The sequence below is a fragment of the Terriglobus sp. RCC_193 genome (assembly GCF_041355105.1).
Lineage (GTDB): Bacteria > Acidobacteriota > Terriglobia > Terriglobales > Acidobacteriaceae > Terriglobus.
On record NZ_JBFUPK010000002.1, the window covers coordinates 1,197,200 to 1,214,173 of the forward strand.

The window sequence follows — 16,974 nt, forward strand, 5'->3', positions numbered from 1 at the left end:
ATGAGAGTTCGTCGGGATTCTTCGCTCCGCTCAGAATGACGGGGCCTGGCTGTTGGGGTTGCGCTCACGGTGACGAACTTCGTTCGTAAGATCGCGCTTTGCGCGATGCCCAGGTGAGCTTCGCGCACCTGGGGCACCCGGTTTCTGTTCGGCACGGGTACACGGATGTTGGTTCAACATCTGGCCCCTGCTTCAATACGGCACCCGGCTCTGCTTTACGTGGGCACCCGGTCTCTGTTCAGCGCGGGCACACGGATGTTGGTTCCGCTATGCTGGATGAGGCTTATAAGCATTCAGGAGACAAGCAACATGGCAGGATTGATCGAAGCCATCGACGTTAAGCGCAAGATGTATTTCGAGCTGGAAGGCGTGCCGTATCACTGCCTGGATAAGGAAATCTCCACGCCCACGGCGCGTGGCGGGCAAACGCTGGTTCGTCTGAAGATGCGCAATCTGCTGACGCGCGCAGTTTTCGACAAGACCTTCAAGGCAGACGAGAAGTTCAAGGAACCTGACCTGGAAGATGTGGAGGCGACGTTCCTCTACAGCGATAACGATGGCGCATACTTCCTGGACCAGACCAGCTTTGAGACGCTGCAGTTGAACAATGAGATGCTGGGCGATGCGTTGGACTGGCTGCTGGAAGGCACGGCTGTTCAGATTGAGAAATTCGAAGGTAATCCCATTGGTATCCAGTTACCGATTCATGTGGAGCTGGTGGTGAAAGAGACAGAACCGGGCTTCAAAGGCGATACAGCGACCGGAGTTACGTATAAGCCTGCGACGCTGGAAACCGGCGCGGTGGTGCAGGTGCCTGCGTTTGTGAAAGAGGGCGACAAGATCAAGGTGGCGCCGGAAACAAAGGAATTCGCAGGCCGCGTCTAAAGTATTTTTCCCCTGATGCGGTGGCTTGCCAACACAGCCAGACACGTCTGCTCTCGACCATGCACCGTCAAACGGGCATGATGGTGATAGTCCATCGGTCCTCCGAAGATCACTGCTTGCTCGACACAATCAGCTTCTTCGTTCTTGGTCCGATGGACAACAGCCTATTGAAACTTCACATCTAGCCGCGTTTTCAGGAGCTCCGTTCATGGCAGATTCGCCGCATGATGATCCGGGCATTTACCTGGCCGCGGAGCGCACATTTCTTGCGTGGATACGTACAGGCCTGGCGATGATGGGCGTGGGCTTTGCGATTGCGCGATTTGCGCTGTTTCTGCGGCAGATTCGCGGCGATGAGTGGACAGGACCTTCTGTCTACGTCGGCGATGCGGTGGTTGTGCTGGGCGTGATGGTACTGGTGGTGTCCGTTGGGCAGCACCTCCAGCTCATTCGCCAGTTGCGCGAAGGATCATGGAAGCCAGTGGTGTCGCGTATGGCGGTTGTCGTTGCAGTGCTGCTGGCTCTCATTGGAACCATCATGGCGGTTTATCTTCTGGTGTCGCGTTGAGCGGTTACAGGATTTCGTAATCGGGACGGAAGTCGTTGCTTCCCGGAAATGCGACGCCGATGGAGCGTGCCACTGTTCCGTGCCGCGCCATCCTCACTGCGCGTACTCCGAGTAAGAGCGGAAGCGGCGGCTTGCCACCTTCCCACAGTTCGCTCATGGGACGCATCACACCTTCGCGGTCTTTGTGGAAGGCGCGCTCGTCCCAGCGCTGCCATCCCGGCATGAAATCGGGATAGTCGGTGACCGCGTCCAGCGTGGAGCTAAGGATGCGGCGTTTCCACGGCTGCGCATACTGCGGCATGAACAGTACGTGGCTGAGCCGTTCCACGCGAATCTCATGCACAAATTCGTGGAAGTTCTGTGCGTGGGTCAGGTTGATGTTTGCGTTGGGTTCCAGGCCGTGACGGTCGCCGCCGCTGATGAGCAGATGGCCGGTGGAGCGTGCCAGCGCGCTCACCTGTCGATTCTCGCTGGCATGGCGCAGGCCGTTGAGTTCCATCGCGTGCATGCAGTCGCCGACTGCAGCGAGGAATCTGTGTACTTCTGCCATGTGGATCCCGTTGCCTACGGAGTAGAGGTCCCACAGCGGATGATTGAAGATGAGAAGCACCTGCGGGATGGCGTGCAGGTCGCGGAGGATCGACTCGACTTCGGATTCATCCGTGCTGGCGGTGGCGTTGCTCAGACGATCCATCCATGCGCGTGCATCGGCTGTAGGCAGATTGTGAATGCCCAGGTGAAAGCAGGTGCGTCCCCACGGCGCGGTCCATTCCACGGAGACGGGCACGGTGCGGGCGTGTGGCACCATGCGGATTTGCAGCGGCGCGTCGATGTTGTCGTGATCGCTGATGGAGACCAGAGGCTTCAGTCCCAGCCTGGTGATCTGGTTTTCTTCCAGGTCATACGCCATCAGGGGACGAAGCGGCGGACGCCAGTGCGCGCTTTGAAAATCCAGGGTGAAGCCATACTGGTCGCGGCACTTTGCGATGTAGTGATCGAACACCTTCCGGACCAGCGGCAGACCCTGGCTCATGTCGTGAATGAAGGAGAGACTCTCCTCTGACATGCTGGTGTGGCTGTGAAGGGAAACGCCCGCGGTGTACGCGTAGGATGCTTCCTTGTTCTTCCAGAGGCACGAGATGGTCGAGTGCGTCGCTTTCATGATGTGCTCCTCCAGGCCGAGTCGCTGTCTGCATTCAGCTTGCGCAGAATGTGCGAATGGGAGGTCACCAGAAAACGAATGCTTGCACAAAAGTCGGTGCAAGGGATGTAACGGGAAGATGGACGCCGGATGAATGCGGTTGGTGGAGGAAGGCTTTCAGGAGGCGTTAGTGAGCGCTCTCGTGTGCGAGCAGGCGCAGGACGGCCTCGGCTTCCTCACGCGTGAGACCCAGCGTGGTCTCGGCGTTTTCCCCGGCAAGCGTCATCGCCTGGCGGCAGGCGGTGGCCAGCAACTTCTTGTCTTCCTTTGGCAGGGCGTGGAGACGGGTAAGCATTTCGTCGGGCGGGAAGTCTTTCAGCTCTTCCTCAAGCCGCACCAGGTGGTCCCGCACGGTGGGGTCTGCGAAAGCATCCGGGGAGACACCGTGTAGCAGAAGATTCAGCGCGTTGCCGGTAAGAATCCAGGCGTGAAAGCTGGTTTCGGGTGTCTCCACGGTTAAGTCTCCTGCAGTACTGGCGGCCAGTATAAAATGAGGCAGGCGGCAGTTCGTCCCCGTTCGCCTGTCGAACGCATCCAACTGACATTGCGCGAAAGTCCTCTGCGGCGCTGTTGCGGGCCGTTCCAGTGGTGTGTGCGTGTGGAGATTTTAATGGCTATGAAGAAGACAGCAGTGGTTCTGGGCGCGCAGTGGGGCGATGAGGGCAAGGGCAAGATTGTCGACGTCCTCAGCGAGCGTTACAAGGTAGTTGCACGCTATGCGGGTGGGCATAACGCGGGCCACACAGTCATCATTGATGGCAAGAAGTTTGTGCTGCACCTGATTCCGTGCGGCGTGCTGCGTGAAGGCTGCCTGGGCATCATTGGCAATGGTGTGGTGGTGGATCCGGCGGCTCTGCTGAATGAGATCAAGATGCTGAAGGCGCAGGGTCTTCCAATCGACGGTCAACTGTTTGTGTCGAATCGCGCGCAGGTCATTCTGCCGTACCACCGCATGATCGAACTGGCTGCAGAGAATGCGCCGGGACGCACGAAGATTGGCACCACGTCGCGCGGCATTGGACCAGCATACGAAGACAAGATGCACCGCAACGGTCTGCGCATTGTGGACCTGTTGAACACGCAGCTTTTGCGCACGCACATTACGAATGCCTGCAATGAGAAGAACCAGATTGCCCATGCGCTGTTCGGTACAGAGCCGCTGAATCCGCTGAAGATTTACGAAGAGTACGCAGCTTATGCGGAGCAGATTGCGCCGTATGTTACGGACACGGCCGTGCTGCTGAACAAGGCCATCAAGGATGGCGAGAGCGTGATGTTTGAGGGCGCACAGGGCGCCCTGCTGGACATTGACCACGGCACGTATCCGTTTGTAACGTCGTCGAGCGCGACGGCTGGCGGTGCGGTGATCGGCACCGGTGTGGGACCGACGACGATCGGCACCGTCATTGGTGTGACCAAGGCCTATGTCACACGTGTGGGCGAAGGCCCGTTCCCGACGGAAGACTTTACTGCGGCAGGCGATGAGCTGCGTGCGCGTGGACAGGAATACGGTGCTACGACTGGGCGTCCGCGTCGCTGCGGATGGCTGGATCTGCCGCTGCTGCGCTACAGCAACATGGTGAACGGTACGGAGTGGCTGGTGGTGACCAAGCTGGACGTGCTGGATTCGCTGAAGGAGATTCCGGTCTGCACGCACTATCGCATTGACGGTGTGGAGACGGACGTTATCCCTGCAGACATTCGCCGCTTTGCTCAGATTGAGCCTGTGTACAAGAATCTGCCCGGTTGGCAGACGTCGACGGTGGGCGCAAAGAACTTTGAGTCGCTGCCGGTGAATGCGCAGAAGTACCTGCGCTTCCTGGAAGAGAACAGCGGTGCCCGCATTGGCATGGTCAGCACTGGTCCTGATCGTAACGAGACCTTCTCCGTGCCGGAGTTTGATGCGGCAACGAATGTGGAGGCGGGACTGTGATCTCGTTTACCGTTCGTATGCGCTTTGTGCCGGAAGACCGCGCGGAAATCCGTTCCATTTTGCAGAACCTGGGAGCGGCTTCGCGCCAGGAGCCGGGTTGCGTCAGCTACGTTGCGCACTTTGTGGAGGCTGATCCAGACACCATCCTGATCTACGAGCAGTATCAGGACGCGGAGGCACTGGAGGCACATCGTTCATCGGCCCACTTTGACGAATGGGCCACGAACGGGCTGTACCGCAAGGTGCGGGAACGCACGCTGGAGACGCTGCAGGAAATCGTCTAGCCAGGTTTGGCGATTGCGCCATGCGTTCGTGCGAAAGCATTGGACGCGGCGTTGGATTTGCGTCAGGATGGCGATACGCACTTGATCTGTGATTGTTGGGAAATGGCTGGCCAAATTCGCTGGTCAGCCGCTGTCTCACGCAGTTCCGTGCAACTGTTTTGACGAAACCGGAATCCCCCGAGTAGGATGCGATTCTCAATGCACTGGCGCATGGACATCCCGTCTCGTTCCACCCACGCGGTCGCCGCCGTTCTGTGCCTGCTCCTTTGCGGCAGCGTGGTGCTGAGTGCCTGCGCTGACAAGCCGGCAAAACCGAAGAAGGAAAACCGTCGCGCCGAGTCGCACCAGATTGAAATGCTGGAGCAAAGCTGGCTGCAGGCACTGACGAAAGCGGATACTGCGGTGCTGGAGAAGTTGATGGCGGAGGACTTTCTGGCCATCTCTGCAAACGGAACACTTTCTGACAAGCAGCAGTATCTGCAGCGTGTGAGCACGGGAGTTAACAGCTTTCGATCCATTGATGTGATGGACATTAAGGTGCGGATGCAGCCATCTGCCGCAGTGGTGGTGTCACAGGTGCGCGTGCTGGGGCAGTTGGACAGTCATCCGGTCAATGCCGTCTTCCGCTATACCAAGGTGTATGGGCGGGCGTCGAATGGACAATGGCGTGTGCTGAATCTGGAGGCAACACGTGTCTCCGGACCGGACGAGATGGGCATGCACCGCGGGATGCCGTTGAGCCGGAAACCCAGCCCGGAGCATTGATTTTCGACCTATCGGATTTGAAGACAAGAAAAGCCCCGCATGTGCTGCGGGGCTTTTTTCGTACCCAGGGGGAGGGTCGGTCCGTCTAAGCCACCTTCAGAGCCGTAACGGGCTGGGAAGAGGCAGAAGCGACGGGCTTAAGGTTAAGGGCCAGCAGACGGCGATCGAGGGAGCGCGTCATGCCGGTCAGTTGTGCATCTTCTGGTTCAGACATGGCAATGGCGGAACGGCGTCCCGGAAGGGAAGCGGCCATCTCGGAGGAGTCCTGCCGGCGAAGAGCGGAGCCGGGTCGGATGCCTGCATCGGTGCGCCAGGAACGTTTCGTCCCGATCATAAAAATCTCCCGACTGTCAGAGTTGGAGCAGCACGCGTCCACAAGAGATTGGGATGGACGAAGCAGCAATGGAGTTGCCCTGGTGCTGACGCCCTGGGTTTTGTGTCGCCAAATGCCGTGCGGGCGAGAAATTCAAAAAGCGGCTCACGCAAATGTGATACAAAAGCGCTAACCACCATAAAACAAACAGTGATAATGAAATCAGTGAAGCCTGTCTTTTTCTTTCTTGCCCTTCTTTTTTTGATGAGCCTAAATTTCGAGGCCGTTGCGCAGGCTAATCAGCCTACTGCGGTCCGCACACTTGTACCCTCTGCCTTCGTGATGGTGGGCGGAACTGCTACCGGGGTTGCTGGTCGCTCGCAGGCGTCGCTCACCGATGGCGGCAAGAACCTGACACTTACGGGTGGTCTGGATCTGGGATTTCATACCTTCGGACACTACCTGCTAGCCGCGGAAGTGCGTGGCAGCTACCCGCTGGATAGCGGCAAGATCGTTGGCGAAAAAGATATTCTCGGCGGCGCGCGGCTGTCCTACGAGACGGGCCGATTATTTCGTCCGTACGTGGATGGTCTGTTCGGGCGTGGCCAGATGACCTATCAGAACAAGGGCTATGCCATAGGGAATCTGCTGTACACGCAGACCGCGTCGAACATTTACGCTGCCGGTGGCGGTGTGGAACTGGATATTGCACCCTGGATTTCCTTGAAAGCGGATGTTCAGGCTAAGCACTGGAATACGCCGGTGTTGCAGAGCGGTTCCACGTGGAGTGGCCAGGTGTCCATTGGTGCAGCCTATCGGTTTGGCGCAGGACAGCGGTAGGGTCTCTATTCGTCCTGTTTGCGGCGGCGTAAAAACGCAAAGCCGCGGATGCCGCAGGATGCGCACAGAAGCGCAATAGCGCCCACGGTCCCCAGAGCAATTAAAAGCACTGGAACCAGGTGCGACAGGATGGCCACTGCCAATGCGGCAATCGCGGCAGCGATGGCGTGAATCAGATATGTGATGACACGAAAGATAGCCACTGATTGTCCGAACCCTGTGCTTGCATGGGATGCAGATCGTCGATTTCGGGTCTCTTGCACGCCTGCGGAAAGATGAACCACCACGCTGACTATACTGCGGTGATGGACAGGCTTTGGACTCCGTGGCGCTACGCATACATTACCGGCGATAAGAAGAGATTGCGACAGGGCGTCCCCGCGGAACTGGATGGCTATCCTGAAGATCACCGTTCCGTCTTCCTCAACATGATTCGTTCTGTCCGTTGGGCAATTCACGCTGGTGTCATGCCAGCGGCCCAGGCAGAAAAGGCGGCGGGTGTGCTTCTGCAGGCAGAACATAACTTCGTCTGCGTGAATGCGTTTCCTTATACTTCAGGCCACGTGATGGTGGTGCCGTATCAGCAACTGGATTCGCTGGCGAGCCTGCCGCCCGAAGCGGCTACGGAGATGATGGCGCTGGCGCAACGGATAGAGACGGCGTTGCGTGCCACCTATCGTCCTGACGGCATCAACCTGGGCATGAATCTTGGCGAAGCGGCAGGTGCCGGTGTGGCGGAGCATCTTCATCTGCATGTGTTGCCACGCTGGTTTGGCGACAGCAACTTCATGACGGCGACGGCTGAGACGCGTGTGTTGCCAGAATCTCTCGACATTACATGGGAACGCCTGCGTGAGGCGCTTGGATTGCCCGTGGCATAGTGCATTCCCCATGTCATACGGCGGAATTGCAGCTTTGTGCATCCATCGCTGCAATGGATTTCCGACGTTGGCGTGTGTTGGTTATTGCAGGGGTTCTGGTCTTGCTGGCACTTGCCTTCTGGCTGGGCCGCAGGACAACGCGCACCGTTACGGTGACGCAGACTGTTCCAGAGCCGATCGAAGCTGATCGCACGACACCCGACAGCCAGCAGACACGCCTGTGGGCACACAATGTGTTGCTGCACAAAGGAGCACACTTCCGCGTCTACGTGCGGTGGATTCGCGGCCGCATGATGCGCACGGAACGGAATCGTGTGCCGGACTTCGATGTGCCGGAGTCCTTTGTGCTGGAGATTGAGAAGGGTATGGTGGATGCCAAACTCTCTGATATCGCGGAGTTCTTGAACTCTGGCCAGCGAGGCAATCCGCCTCTGAAAAATCTCCGGGTGGAGAACCATGACGGCGAAGTGCAGATCATGGGAACAGCCCATAAAGTCATCTCCGTACCGGTGCGGCTGGATGCGGAATTGTCGCCGCTTCCCGATGGACGGCTGAAGCTGCATGTGAAAAAGCTGAACGTGCTGAAGGTGCCGATGAAGGGATTGTTTGGCCTGTTCCATCTGAAGCTGGATGACCTGATGCCAAAGACGAGCATCGCCGGAATGCAGGCTTCCGGCGATGATATTTACCTGGACACGCAGACGCTTCTGCCACCGCCGCATATTCACGGCCACATCACTTCTGTGCAACTACTGAACGACCGTGTACGAGTGATCTATGGAGGGGCCACGGAAAGCGAGGAACAATTGGCGCAGTGGCATAACTTTCTGCGGCTCTCCGGCGGAACTGTTTCGTTTGGAAGACTAACTATGCAGCAGGCCGACCTGACACTGGTGGATGCAGCCAGCGATGAGTGGTTTGACCTGGACCTGGCGAACTATCAGACGCAGCTTGTGTACGGAACCATGCGCACCACTCCGCAGGCGGGTGTTGAGATGTACATGCCGGATCTGGACCACCTGCCGCCCGGCGCGGCAGCGGCAGCGCAGGGCGTTTCGCTGGAATGGCTGAAGAATCGCAATACCACGCCGCCGCTGGAAGTGGCGCACACAAAACGATGAGTTGCGAAGGTTAACCGCGAACGAAGGCGCGCACACCTTCCAGTACAGAGGCTGGGGCCTGATGATCGTGGATCGCATGCCCCAGCAGGCCGGAGACGTATGTGTTGCTCGCGGAGAACTTCCATCCCGCGGTCTGCATGTACTGCCTGCCAAGTTGCTTCAGGCGCGTGAAGTAACGATCACCCGCGGCGAACTCTTCCTCTGAGATGCGACTGCCCTTGCTGTCCGTAACGTGGATCATTGTCATCAGGCTGCCGGCAATACTGCTGTTCAGCACCAGCATGGGAACAACGACGCTGGCTTCACAACCCAGTTCGAAGAAGCTGGTGAATTCTTCGGTGTTGTAGATGACGTTGGTGGAACGGTTTTCGGGGAGTCCCAGCACATCGCGCCCGGTGCCGTGCATTCGTGTGCGGCGGCTTTGTTCTGTGGCCTTCTCGTAGTGACGCTTCGCAAGCTGCAGGAAGCTGCGTGTCATGGTGATTTCCATGTAGCGGTTCAGCGTCTTCACGAGAAATTCGACGACGTTCAAAATTACATCGACCAATGCGCCAGCTCCAAGTGTGACAAGTTGTGCACCCAGGCTGGCGCCACCGCGCAGTACGTCCTTCAGGCCCATGCCAATGTTCCAGTTCATCTGGGATTCAATAGCATCGGCGATGGCGGAGGGATGGCCTTCCATAATGCGGATCTTGCGACGGTCCATCCATGAAGCAACTTTGACGCAGACGGCATCGGTGGTGCGTGCAATGCCGGTTGCCACGGCGAGGCTGGCTCCCAGAAAGGGAGTCGCGGCCAGCACTAATGCATCAATGGCCGCGCCGATGATTGCCTTGATGGGGCCCGCGATCAGACCAATGGTCTGCGATGTATCCAGCTTGAACCGCTTCTCGATCTGGTGCGCGATTTTTGCAAAGAGAGCTTCGAGTTGCTGGATGAGCCAGGCCTTTGCCTCAGACGCAGCACCGCTGATGGCTGTTCCCGCGGATGAGAGTGCATCGCCGACGCGCTCCATGCGTGTTGGCAGCGGAGGCAGGGCAGGCGCTTCGCGTTCAAACTGTGGGATGGGTGTGGGAGGCAGAGCTCCGCCACCCGAACGAGGCCGCATGGGCATGCGATGATCGCCCGTAGAGAGTCCGCCACTGCGACCGCGGCCTGATGCGGGACTCAGATCGGGGCGCACGCTGTGAGAGTAGGCGGGAAGATGCGTGGTCGTTCCATCTGAGCTGTTGACGGCTCCGATGAGGGTAATGCCGACACCGCCACCACGAATAGGAAGTGCTGCCGTCAGTCCGCTGCCGATGCTATCGCTGGCCAGCACGTTGCCGGTGGCGGAAACGCTGCTGTGCGATGCGCTCATGTGGGTGGTGCCGAGTGTCGCGCCCATGACGGCGGCTTTACCCAGGCCGTCGATGATGACGCCCTTCAAGTCCACTTCGACGTCAATGTTGGCCAGCAGGAAGAGCACACCCATGCGTGCATTGGGAATGTCCACGTCTTCCAGCGCTTCCACGGCATCGCCAATGCTCCTGGAGCTTGTAACCAGAGGGGCAGTTGGAGGAGGAAGTGGCACAGGAGGAGCGAGTTCGGCCACACCGCGATATCCGGTCAGATCACTCTTCAGGCCTTCGTAGAAGATCTGCATGATGCCGGCGTTGGACTTGTTGCGATTGACCTGATTCCAGTCACGCGTGCCGCTGCTCTTTAGCATCATGTAGTCGTGCAGTTCGCGGAGGAACTTGAAGGCGTAATCGTTGGCTGTGGGGGCACGCTGATAGAGGTAAAAGAGATCGTGAGCGGCGTCCAGCTTCAGCGTGTCTGCGGTGCGTTTGCCAAAGGTGAGTTTCGTGCGCTCGCGCCATTGCGCAGGAGTGAGTGTGGGAACGCTGAAGGGCATAGAGAGAAGAATCCAGATGAAGCGGCGGTGCCACCCATGCTACGCGTGCTTATCGGTTTCGCGGCCAAAATTCCAGCGGGAAATAAATGGATGAAGAGAGCGTGCAGATATCTTCCCGTAGGACGAGATCGCTGCACGCTCAAACTTACTCGTAGCGCAGGGCCACCATGGGGTCAATGGCCGCGGCGCGTCGTGAAGGCAACCATGCGGACACGATGGTTACGGCGACGATGCCAACAGTGGCAGCGACAAACACCACTGGATCAAACGGACTCATCTGGTACAGCTGCGATCGCAGAAAGCGCGCGGCGATCACGGTAATGGGAAGTCCGATCAGCAACCCGGCCACCAGCAGAAGGAACGATTCACGAAGCACCATCCATTGCACGCCTGCGTTGCTGGCGCCCAGGGCCATGCGAATGCCAATCTCGTTGGTGCGTCGCACCACGTTAAAACTCATCACACCGTAAAGACCAATGGCTGCGAGAAGAACGGCAAGCGCGGCAAAGGCTATCGTCAACCGCGCAATCAACGTTTCGGTGCTGGTGAAATCGCCCAGGTGCTCCTGGATGGTCTGTATCTTCAGCAGTGGCAGATTCGGGTCGACAGAAGCAATCGCGCTCCGCAGCGTATGTGTCATGTCCGCCGGATCGCCTGCAGTGCGGACCAGGATGGTCGGTGCGATCACGTCGTGAGCGCCGGTTAGTTGAAAGAGCGGAAGGTAAATCAGAGGTTCCGGGACGGTGCGCAGATCGAGTGAGCGTGAGTTGTGTGCGATGCCCACAATGCGCCATGGGCCAGGCGTATTCAGGTCGATCTGCAGCGTCTGACCGATGGCGTTGCCATGCGGGTAGTACTTGTTGGCAAGGGCCTGGTTGATCACTGCAACCTTCATGCTGGTGGCAGTATCGGTAGGGATGATGCTGCGTCCTGCAACGATGTCGCTGCCAATGGTTTCAAAGTACTGGCCGGTAACGCGCCTCAGTGTGGAACCCATCTCCTCACGTGGGCCCGGTGTGTAGTTAGAGGGATGGAAGCTGGAACGCCACGATCCAGTGCTGATCGGCGGACCGTCGGCAAGCGCAGCGGATCGTACGCCGGGAATTGCGGTAATGGTTTCCAGAAGTCGCTGGTTGAGTGCAGGAAGGCGTTCCGGCGTGTAACCAGCGATGTCGGGCTGTACCTGTGCCAGCAGCAAATGGGTGCGTTCAAACCCCAGGTCCTGACCCTGCAGATTGCGCAGTGTGCGTAAGAACAGGCCTGCCACCACGAGTAGCAGAAGCGCCATCACCACCTGCATGGTGATCAACGCCTTCGGCCAGAAACGCGCGGAACCACCTCCGGCGCTGGCGGATGTTCGTGCGGCTGGCGCAAGTGTTGCCACGTCTGAGGAGCGCGCGAACTGCAACGCCGGCGCCAATCCGAAGAGAAGGCCCGCGAAGACAGAGATGGCAAAGGTAAAGACAAGCACCGCTGTATCGGGGCGTGCGCTCAGAATGCTGGCGGGAACGCCGTGCATCACAAATGCAATGAGTGCGCGCGTGGCGAGAAATGCCAGTCCAAGACCCAGTGCGCCGCCGGTGAGCGACAACAGCAGCGCCTCCAGAATGCTCTGGCCAAGGATGCGTCCACGGCTGGAGCCCAATGCCAGGCGAGTGGTGACTTCGCGCTGGCGGGCAATCGCGCGTGCCAGCAGGAAGTTGGCCAGGTTGGCGCATGCAATCAGCAGCACCACCGCGACGATGACCGCAAGGATCAGCAGGGAATCGCGATAGCGGCTGCGGAGGTACGAGAGGCCCTTTGCCGCAGGCACCAGGCGTACGGTCAGGTGTTCGATCTCCTGCTCACGGGCCGGGGGGATGTTTGTGCCACTGGCCGTGCGTACCTGGGTGCGGATCTGTCGGTCAAACCACTGCTGGTCGGCACTGAGTGCATTCCGCGGATTGCGGCGGGCCACCATGTCCAGGAAGAAGTGATCCGGCTGCAGGATCTCGTTCTGCACCATGATGGTGGCCGCCATGGTGAGAGGGAACCAGAAGTCATTCTGGCGCGCTCCCTGCTTCAGGTCGTGGAAGGCCTCCGGCATGACGCCAACGATGGTGAAGGGGAGGCCGTTCACCGTGATGCTCTTGCCGATGGCGTTAGCGTCGGCGGACAGGGACTGTACCCAGAAGTGGTAGCTGATGACGGTTACGGCGTTGCTGCCGGGGGCGGTGGCGTCATAGCTCTCGATGGTCCGGCCGAGTAGCGGCGTGGCCTGAAGTACCTGGAAGAAGTTGCCGCTGACGAGTTTGCCGGGTGCCTGGATGGCTGTGGCCAGGCCGGGGATGCGGACGTTTACGGTGGGGGCGAAGCTGCTGTAGCTGGCGACTCCCTGGAATGGGCCGGGGTCCTTCTGCAGTTGGCGGGCGAAGTCGTAGGTGAACAGGTCTGCGGTGCCCATGTCCACACCGCCAAGGATACCGGCAGACTCGCCGGTGCCGAAGGAGACCAGTTCCTGCGGATTGCGGACGGGTAACTGCTGCATCACTACCTGTCGCAGCAGCGTGAAGATGGCGGTGTTGGCGCCGATGCCGAGTGCGAGTGAGAGGATGGCGACCGCGGTGAACCCCGGGCTGCGCAGCAGTGTGCGGATGGTGTAACGAAGGTCTTGCAGCAGGTTCTCCATGCGTGTCTCCCATCCCACGGAACGTATGTGGTGCTTCACGGTGTTGGTGCTGCCAATCTCCACGCGGGCGAGACGTTCGGCCTGCTGCGGCGAGTGGCCGTTGCGCTGCTTGTCGGCGATGGACTGGTCGAGGAAGCCCTGTAACTCGTCGTCGAGGTCGCGCTCCACATGGGCGGAACGCAGCAGGCTCTTTACTCCACGGATCAGGTTGGTAAGCATCGGCATCGCGCTCCTGTAGATCAGGCTTCCGAACTGGCGTTGGCGCTGGCCTGCATGATGCGGGCGATGGCGGAGACCTGGCGGTTCCATGTCTCCTGCTCCGTGGTGAGCGCTTTGCGGCCGCGGGCGGTGAGCTTGTAGTACTTGGCGCGGCGGTTGTTCTCGCTGGTGCGCCACTCGCTCTTGACGCTTCCGGCCTGTTCCATGCGCGCCAGCGCGGGCAGCAGCGATCCGGGATTAACGCGGAAGACGCCCTGACTGACCTGCTCAATGCGTGTGGCGACACCGTAACCGTGCGTCGGTTCCAGAGCGAGGGTTTTGAGGATGAGCATCTCCAGCGTGCCCTGAACAACGTCGTGCTGACCCATGTACAGCTTCCTCCCGATAACCAAGAGGAGTCTCCTCTTGATGGTCAAAGGGTCGCAGAGTTCCTCTTGATGGTCAAGAGGTGGTGGAAGGAATTTTTCTTTTTTACGCGCGTATCACCATGGGGTGGGTACCCCCTCCCCCTGTTTTTGCAAAATCGTCTTTCGATTGGACTTACGGCGCTGGTGGCTGCAAAATCGTCTGTCCATTGGGGTTAGGGGCAAAATCGTCTTTCTAAAGGGGTTAGTTTTTACAGGGAACAGGGAACAGGGAACAGGGAACAGGGAACAGCGGAGCGGCGAGGCCTGAAGACAGCCCCTGGCTTCTATTGTAGTGAGGCTGGAGGGGAAACATGCCAACTGTATTTGGATTGGAATGAGTGGATTAGGTGGTTTGGGGGCTTGACAGGAATTCGGCAGCGGGACATTTACCGGTATTGATCGTCAGCACACAGAGCTATGTCAGGGCCAATCAATCTCATTGAACCGGTGGAGAAGAGGACTAGCGTAGCTGCTGTCAACCATGTTCGCGAAATCAATTAGGCCTCTGATATGTCTTCGCATGCCGGAGATGCTATCGAATTGTCTTTTCCGTGCGTGTTTGGCTACATCGTCTTCTAGGTAATGAAAATGCTGCCTAAGAAGAGATTTGAATTCTCGAGGTAGTGCAGGAGTTACACCATCGACAAGCAAGCCCAATACAACCTTGCGGGAGCCAGGTGGCGTGATTGTAGTTTTCGTAGCCTTTAGGCGAAGCCCCTCGGATACGAGGCATTTTTGAACTTTCTTTTGTAAAGCTTTGGCTTGGGCGCGAGAATACTTCGTACTTTTAGTGGAAAATGTCAGGTCGTCCGCATATCTCGTATAGACAAGACCGTGCTCCTTGCCGATGAGCATCAACACTTCATCCAGTTCTCGCATGACCAAATTAGAGAGCATGGGGCTAGTAGGTGCTCCCTGCGGTAGATACCCAATCCCCTTGTGCTCATAAAAATCGATGTTGGATTGATGCCAATTTCTCCAAGCACCTAGTTCATAGCGAGGACTCATCTCCGGCGCGAAGGTGCAGATTCGGGAGAGCTCAAAGGAAACGAGACGCCCATAATTCAAAGATCTGAACACGCGATAGACTTGGATTTCAGAGATGGAGGTGAAGAAGTCTCTGACGTCAAACTTTATTAACCACTGAGCTCCACAATGCTTTGAAGCACATTTGACGATCGATGATCCCGGAGAAAAGGCAAAGCTGCGCCGATGGACTTGGATTAAGTTGAGAAGATGCTCCGTAATCCATCGCTGAGCTTTCAGGAGTTCAGGTTCAGGAACAAAAATTAATCGAGCGCCTCCCGCACGTTTTCTTATGTAGAAATGGCGATAAGCTTTCTGGTCATGTGAAACGAAGCGTCTTAAGCTTGAGTAAGAAACATCTGCTCTAGTCGCAAAATGCTTCAGCGTCAAGAGAGCTGGAGGATGCGGGATAGGCTCAATTACTGCCTCGATCTGCTGCACTGCCGCTTCTAGAATCTCATCTGAGATTCCTTGAGACTTGCCTAGCTTGGTGTAAAGCTGAGAAGACCACATAGGGCTACTTTGACGCTTCGAAGCGGAGAGTACGAGGACGAATCCGCCTAAGGCATGCGAGGGAATGAGGATTTGTCCTCGTCCTCTGCTATGCCTAGGCACTTCCATAGGGTTTCGGTAAATCCTAGCCCCCGCATGCAGAAATTGATCTGCATGCCTTTGTTCGGTCTTTCGACCGACCACTAGCGACTATGTGGTCTTTCTCAACATTTGAGGATAATAACCGTCATTACCGAGAGGCGCAATTACTTTAACACGCTCGCTCCGTTGAGCGGCCCTCAGTTCAGCTGAACCAGAAGACGTGAGTCGAAGCCGTTGCGTCAATAAACCCCAATTCATGCAACTTTTTAGATGAGTGGCACACTCGCTCTCTGTTAAGCCAGTCGCAAAGCTGAGCGCTCCAGGAGTTCTGATCCCTTTCTCGGCAAAGGCAAGTATGAGAAGGGTTTCTTGGCTGAGAGATAAATTTGCCGGAAGAGTCCCAGCAAGTCGGGTCTGACCTGCATCAATCAACAGGTCGAGGGGATCTCGTCTCACAATCTCAAGTGGGAAGGCAGAAGTCTCTGGTGGGAGGACTGCTTTTGAAGGGAAAAGCGGAACCCATTGTTTATTTTTTGCAGGATCGCTCCATAGAATCGCAGGGACATTATTGGGACATCCGTGCTCGAAGATGAGCAGGGCGGAAGAGCGACGAAACCCCAAGATAAAACTTTTTGCGGCTACACGAGCGCCATATTTCTTGCAAATGCCGCTCACGAGGTCTTTTTTACTTTCAAACCATGGAACTGTTCGCAATGTGGGACAAATTCGTCCGTAAATAACTTCTGGGGCACACTTGTGCTTTGATACTCGATCAAGGCCAGCTTCCGTAACTGCATATGCAAGTATGATGAAGCGGATATCACTTCTAGACTTCCATGAACGCAAACTGCGGTTATCCCATAAAGCATCCAGATAGCTGCATACACGCTTACCCGAACCGATCAGGTCATCCACAACGATGATCGCGTCACACTGTGATGCCACCATCTCTGCTTTGTTGGGGTGATTTAGAAGCTGACTAGGATTTGTCTTGCATAAAGATCGAATCGTCGCTGCGACTCTCGCTTCGCTTCCAAGATCATGCCCAGGGTTAACACCATCCACTTCAGAGGGGCCCTCAGCAGCATTAAGCTTTTTCGCGAAATCACATATATCTTCGATCTCACGAGCGGAAAAAAACGCCACAGGTGCTCCAACCTTAGTCGCCGTATCAAGGATTCGACGGCTAAGGTCCCTTTGGAAAGAAGAATGAGATACGAGAGTTAACGCCCAGACAAGTTGCGACGCCGCTTCGACATCTTCGTCATCGAATTGTCCAACCCACTGCTGCCCGCGCTCCGTTAGGAGCAACTTTTGATTTATCTCTCTCATGAGAAGGCTCCGGCTTTCTTAAGAAAAACCTCCGTCGAAG

At 57.3% G+C, this 16,974-nt stretch carries 17 protein-coding genes; 8 read left to right on the forward strand and 9 right to left on the reverse strand.

Annotation, left to right across the window (positions count from 1 at the left end; genetic code table 11):
- The first annotated feature begins 309 nt into the window (after window positions 1-309).
- Both efp and AB6729_RS13725 read left to right on the forward strand, forming a co-directional pair.
- Window positions 310-885: an elongation factor P gene (gene efp / locus AB6729_RS13720; protein WP_371082186.1), complete on the forward strand. Its 576-nt coding sequence runs from the start codon at window positions 310-312 to the stop codon at window positions 883-885.
- Between the two features lie 208 nt (window positions 886-1,093).
- Window positions 1,094-1,453: a YidH family protein gene (locus AB6729_RS13725; RefSeq protein WP_371082187.1), complete on the forward strand. Its 360-nt coding sequence runs from the start codon at window positions 1,094-1,096 to the stop codon at window positions 1,451-1,453.
- A 4-nt stretch (window positions 1,454-1,457) separates the two neighbouring features.
- On the opposite strand, the gene AB6729_RS13730 is transcribed toward AB6729_RS13725, so the two are convergent.
- Window positions 1,458-2,615 (reverse strand): hypothetical protein, encoded by a 1,158-nt coding sequence (locus AB6729_RS13730; protein WP_371082188.1) that lies wholly within the window; start codon window positions 2,613-2,615, stop codon window positions 1,458-1,460.
- 166 nt (window positions 2,616-2,781) lie between these two features.
- The gene (locus AB6729_RS13735) at window positions 2,782-3,108 is read right to left on the reverse strand and encodes a hypothetical protein (RefSeq protein WP_371082189.1); all 327 of its coding nucleotides are present in this window, start codon (window positions 3,106-3,108) and stop codon (window positions 2,782-2,784) included.
- Between the two features lie 156 nt (window positions 3,109-3,264).
- Between AB6729_RS13735 and AB6729_RS13740 the strand changes: the two genes are divergently transcribed.
- The 3 genes from AB6729_RS13740 (at window position 3,265) to AB6729_RS13750 (ending at window position 5,636) form a co-directional block, all read left to right on the forward strand.
- Window positions 3,265-4,587 (forward strand): adenylosuccinate synthase, encoded by a 1,323-nt coding sequence (locus tag AB6729_RS13740; protein WP_371082190.1) that lies wholly within the window; start codon window positions 3,265-3,267, stop codon window positions 4,585-4,587.
- On the forward strand, window positions 4,584-4,871 hold the full coding sequence (locus AB6729_RS13745) for a putative quinol monooxygenase (RefSeq protein ID WP_371082191.1): 288 nt from the start codon (window positions 4,584-4,586) through the stop codon (window positions 4,869-4,871). The genes AB6729_RS13740 and AB6729_RS13745 overlap by 4 nt, the downstream gene beginning before the upstream one ends.
- Window positions 4,872-5,069: 198 nt before the next feature.
- Window positions 5,070-5,636, forward strand: a complete 567-nt coding sequence (locus tag AB6729_RS13750) for a nuclear transport factor 2 family protein (RefSeq protein ID WP_371082192.1) — start codon at window positions 5,070-5,072, stop codon at window positions 5,634-5,636.
- An 85-nt stretch (window positions 5,637-5,721) separates the two neighbouring features.
- Here AB6729_RS13750 and AB6729_RS13755 read toward each other — a convergent pair whose 3' ends face one another.
- Complete coding sequence (locus AB6729_RS13755; RefSeq protein WP_371082193.1) at window positions 5,722-5,970, reverse strand: hypothetical protein; 249 nt, start codon at window positions 5,968-5,970, stop codon at window positions 5,722-5,724.
- A 243-nt stretch (window positions 5,971-6,213) separates the two neighbouring features.
- Between AB6729_RS13755 and AB6729_RS13760 the strand changes: the two genes are divergently transcribed.
- Window positions 6,214-6,789: a hypothetical protein gene (locus AB6729_RS13760; RefSeq protein WP_371082194.1), complete on the forward strand. Its 576-nt coding sequence runs from the start codon at window positions 6,214-6,216 to the stop codon at window positions 6,787-6,789.
- A gap of 5 nt (window positions 6,790-6,794) precedes the next feature.
- On the opposite strand, the gene AB6729_RS13765 is transcribed toward AB6729_RS13760, so the two are convergent.
- Window positions 6,795-6,992 carry a hypothetical protein gene (locus AB6729_RS13765; protein WP_371082195.1) on the reverse strand — a complete coding sequence of 66 codons (198 nt, stop codon included), beginning with the start codon at window positions 6,990-6,992 and terminating at the stop codon, window positions 6,795-6,797.
- 72 nt (window positions 6,993-7,064) lie between these two features.
- Here AB6729_RS13765 and AB6729_RS13770 point away from each other — a divergent pair, with 72 nt between their 5' ends.
- Both AB6729_RS13770 and AB6729_RS13775 read left to right on the forward strand, forming a co-directional pair.
- A complete protein-coding gene (locus AB6729_RS13770) occupies window positions 7,065-7,670 on the forward strand; it encodes an HIT domain-containing protein (RefSeq protein ID WP_371082196.1) in 606 nt (201 codons plus the stop codon).
- 53 nt (window positions 7,671-7,723) lie between these two features.
- Window positions 7,724-8,791 (forward strand): hypothetical protein, encoded by a 1,068-nt coding sequence (locus AB6729_RS13775; protein ID WP_371082197.1) that lies wholly within the window; start codon window positions 7,724-7,726, stop codon window positions 8,789-8,791.
- 10 nt (window positions 8,792-8,801) lie between these two features.
- On the opposite strand, the gene AB6729_RS13780 is transcribed toward AB6729_RS13775, so the two are convergent.
- The 5 genes from AB6729_RS13780 to AB6729_RS13800 form a co-directional block, all read right to left on the reverse strand.
- Entirely contained in the window at window positions 8,802-10,688 is a 1,887-nt protein-coding gene (locus AB6729_RS13780) for a hypothetical protein (RefSeq protein WP_371082198.1), read from the reverse strand.
- Between the two features lie 145 nt (window positions 10,689-10,833).
- Entirely contained in the window at window positions 10,834-13,581 is a 2,748-nt protein-coding gene (locus tag AB6729_RS13785; RefSeq protein WP_371082199.1) for an ADOP family duplicated permease, read from the reverse strand.
- Window positions 13,582-13,595: 14 nt separating this feature from the next.
- Window positions 13,596-13,943 (reverse strand): PadR family transcriptional regulator, encoded by a 348-nt coding sequence (locus AB6729_RS13790; RefSeq protein WP_371082200.1) that lies wholly within the window; start codon window positions 13,941-13,943, stop codon window positions 13,596-13,598.
- 459 nt (window positions 13,944-14,402) lie between these two features.
- Window positions 14,403-15,521 (reverse strand): reverse transcriptase family protein, encoded by a 1,119-nt coding sequence (locus tag AB6729_RS13795; RefSeq protein WP_371082201.1) that lies wholly within the window; start codon window positions 15,519-15,521, stop codon window positions 14,403-14,405.
- 189 nt (window positions 15,522-15,710) lie between these two features.
- Window positions 15,711-16,934 (reverse strand): hypothetical protein, encoded by a 1,224-nt coding sequence (locus AB6729_RS13800; RefSeq protein WP_371082202.1) that lies wholly within the window; start codon window positions 16,932-16,934, stop codon window positions 15,711-15,713.
- Window positions 16,935-16,974 lie beyond the last annotated feature (40 nt).

Bases quoted from the DNA above. Each gene is read 5' to 3' on its own strand.
- AB6729_RS13740 (WP_371082190.1), top strand. From the start codon at position 3,265: ATGGCTATGAAGAAGACAGCAGTGGTTCTGGGCGCGCAGTGGGGCGAT.
- AB6729_RS13785 (WP_371082199.1), bottom strand. From the start codon at position 13,581: ATGCCGATGCTTACCAACCTGATCCGTGGAGTAAAGAGCCTGCTGCGT.
- AB6729_RS13790 (WP_371082200.1), bottom strand. From the start codon at position 13,943: ATGGGTCAGCACGACGTTGTTCAGGGCACGCTGGAGATGCTCATCCTC.
- AB6729_RS13775 (WP_371082197.1), top strand. From the start codon at position 7,724: ATGGATTTCCGACGTTGGCGTGTGTTGGTTATTGCAGGGGTTCTGGTC.
- efp (WP_371082186.1), top strand. From the start codon at position 310: ATGGCAGGATTGATCGAAGCCATCGACGTTAAGCGCAAGATGTATTTC.
- AB6729_RS13725 (WP_371082187.1), top strand. From the start codon at position 1,094: ATGGCAGATTCGCCGCATGATGATCCGGGCATTTACCTGGCCGCGGAG.
- AB6729_RS13780 (WP_371082198.1), bottom strand. From the start codon at position 10,688: ATGCCCTTCAGCGTTCCCACACTCACTCCTGCGCAATGGCGCGAGCGC.
- AB6729_RS13760 (WP_371082194.1), top strand. From the start codon at position 6,214: ATGAGCCTAAATTTCGAGGCCGTTGCGCAGGCTAATCAGCCTACTGCG.
- AB6729_RS13755 (WP_371082193.1), bottom strand. From the start codon at position 5,970: ATGATCGGGACGAAACGTTCCTGGCGCACCGATGCAGGCATCCGACCC.
- AB6729_RS13795 (WP_371082201.1), bottom strand. From the start codon at position 15,521: ATGTGGTCTTCTCAGCTTTACACCAAGCTAGGCAAGTCTCAAGGAATC.
- AB6729_RS13770 (WP_371082196.1), top strand. From the start codon at position 7,065: ATGAACCACCACGCTGACTATACTGCGGTGATGGACAGGCTTTGGACT.
- AB6729_RS13730 (WP_371082188.1), bottom strand. From the start codon at position 2,615: ATGAAAGCGACGCACTCGACCATCTCGTGCCTCTGGAAGAACAAGGAA.
- AB6729_RS13800 (WP_371082202.1), bottom strand. From the start codon at position 16,934: ATGAGAGAGATAAATCAAAAGTTGCTCCTAACGGAGCGCGGGCAGCAG.
- AB6729_RS13750 (WP_371082192.1), top strand. From the start codon at position 5,070: ATGCACTGGCGCATGGACATCCCGTCTCGTTCCACCCACGCGGTCGCC.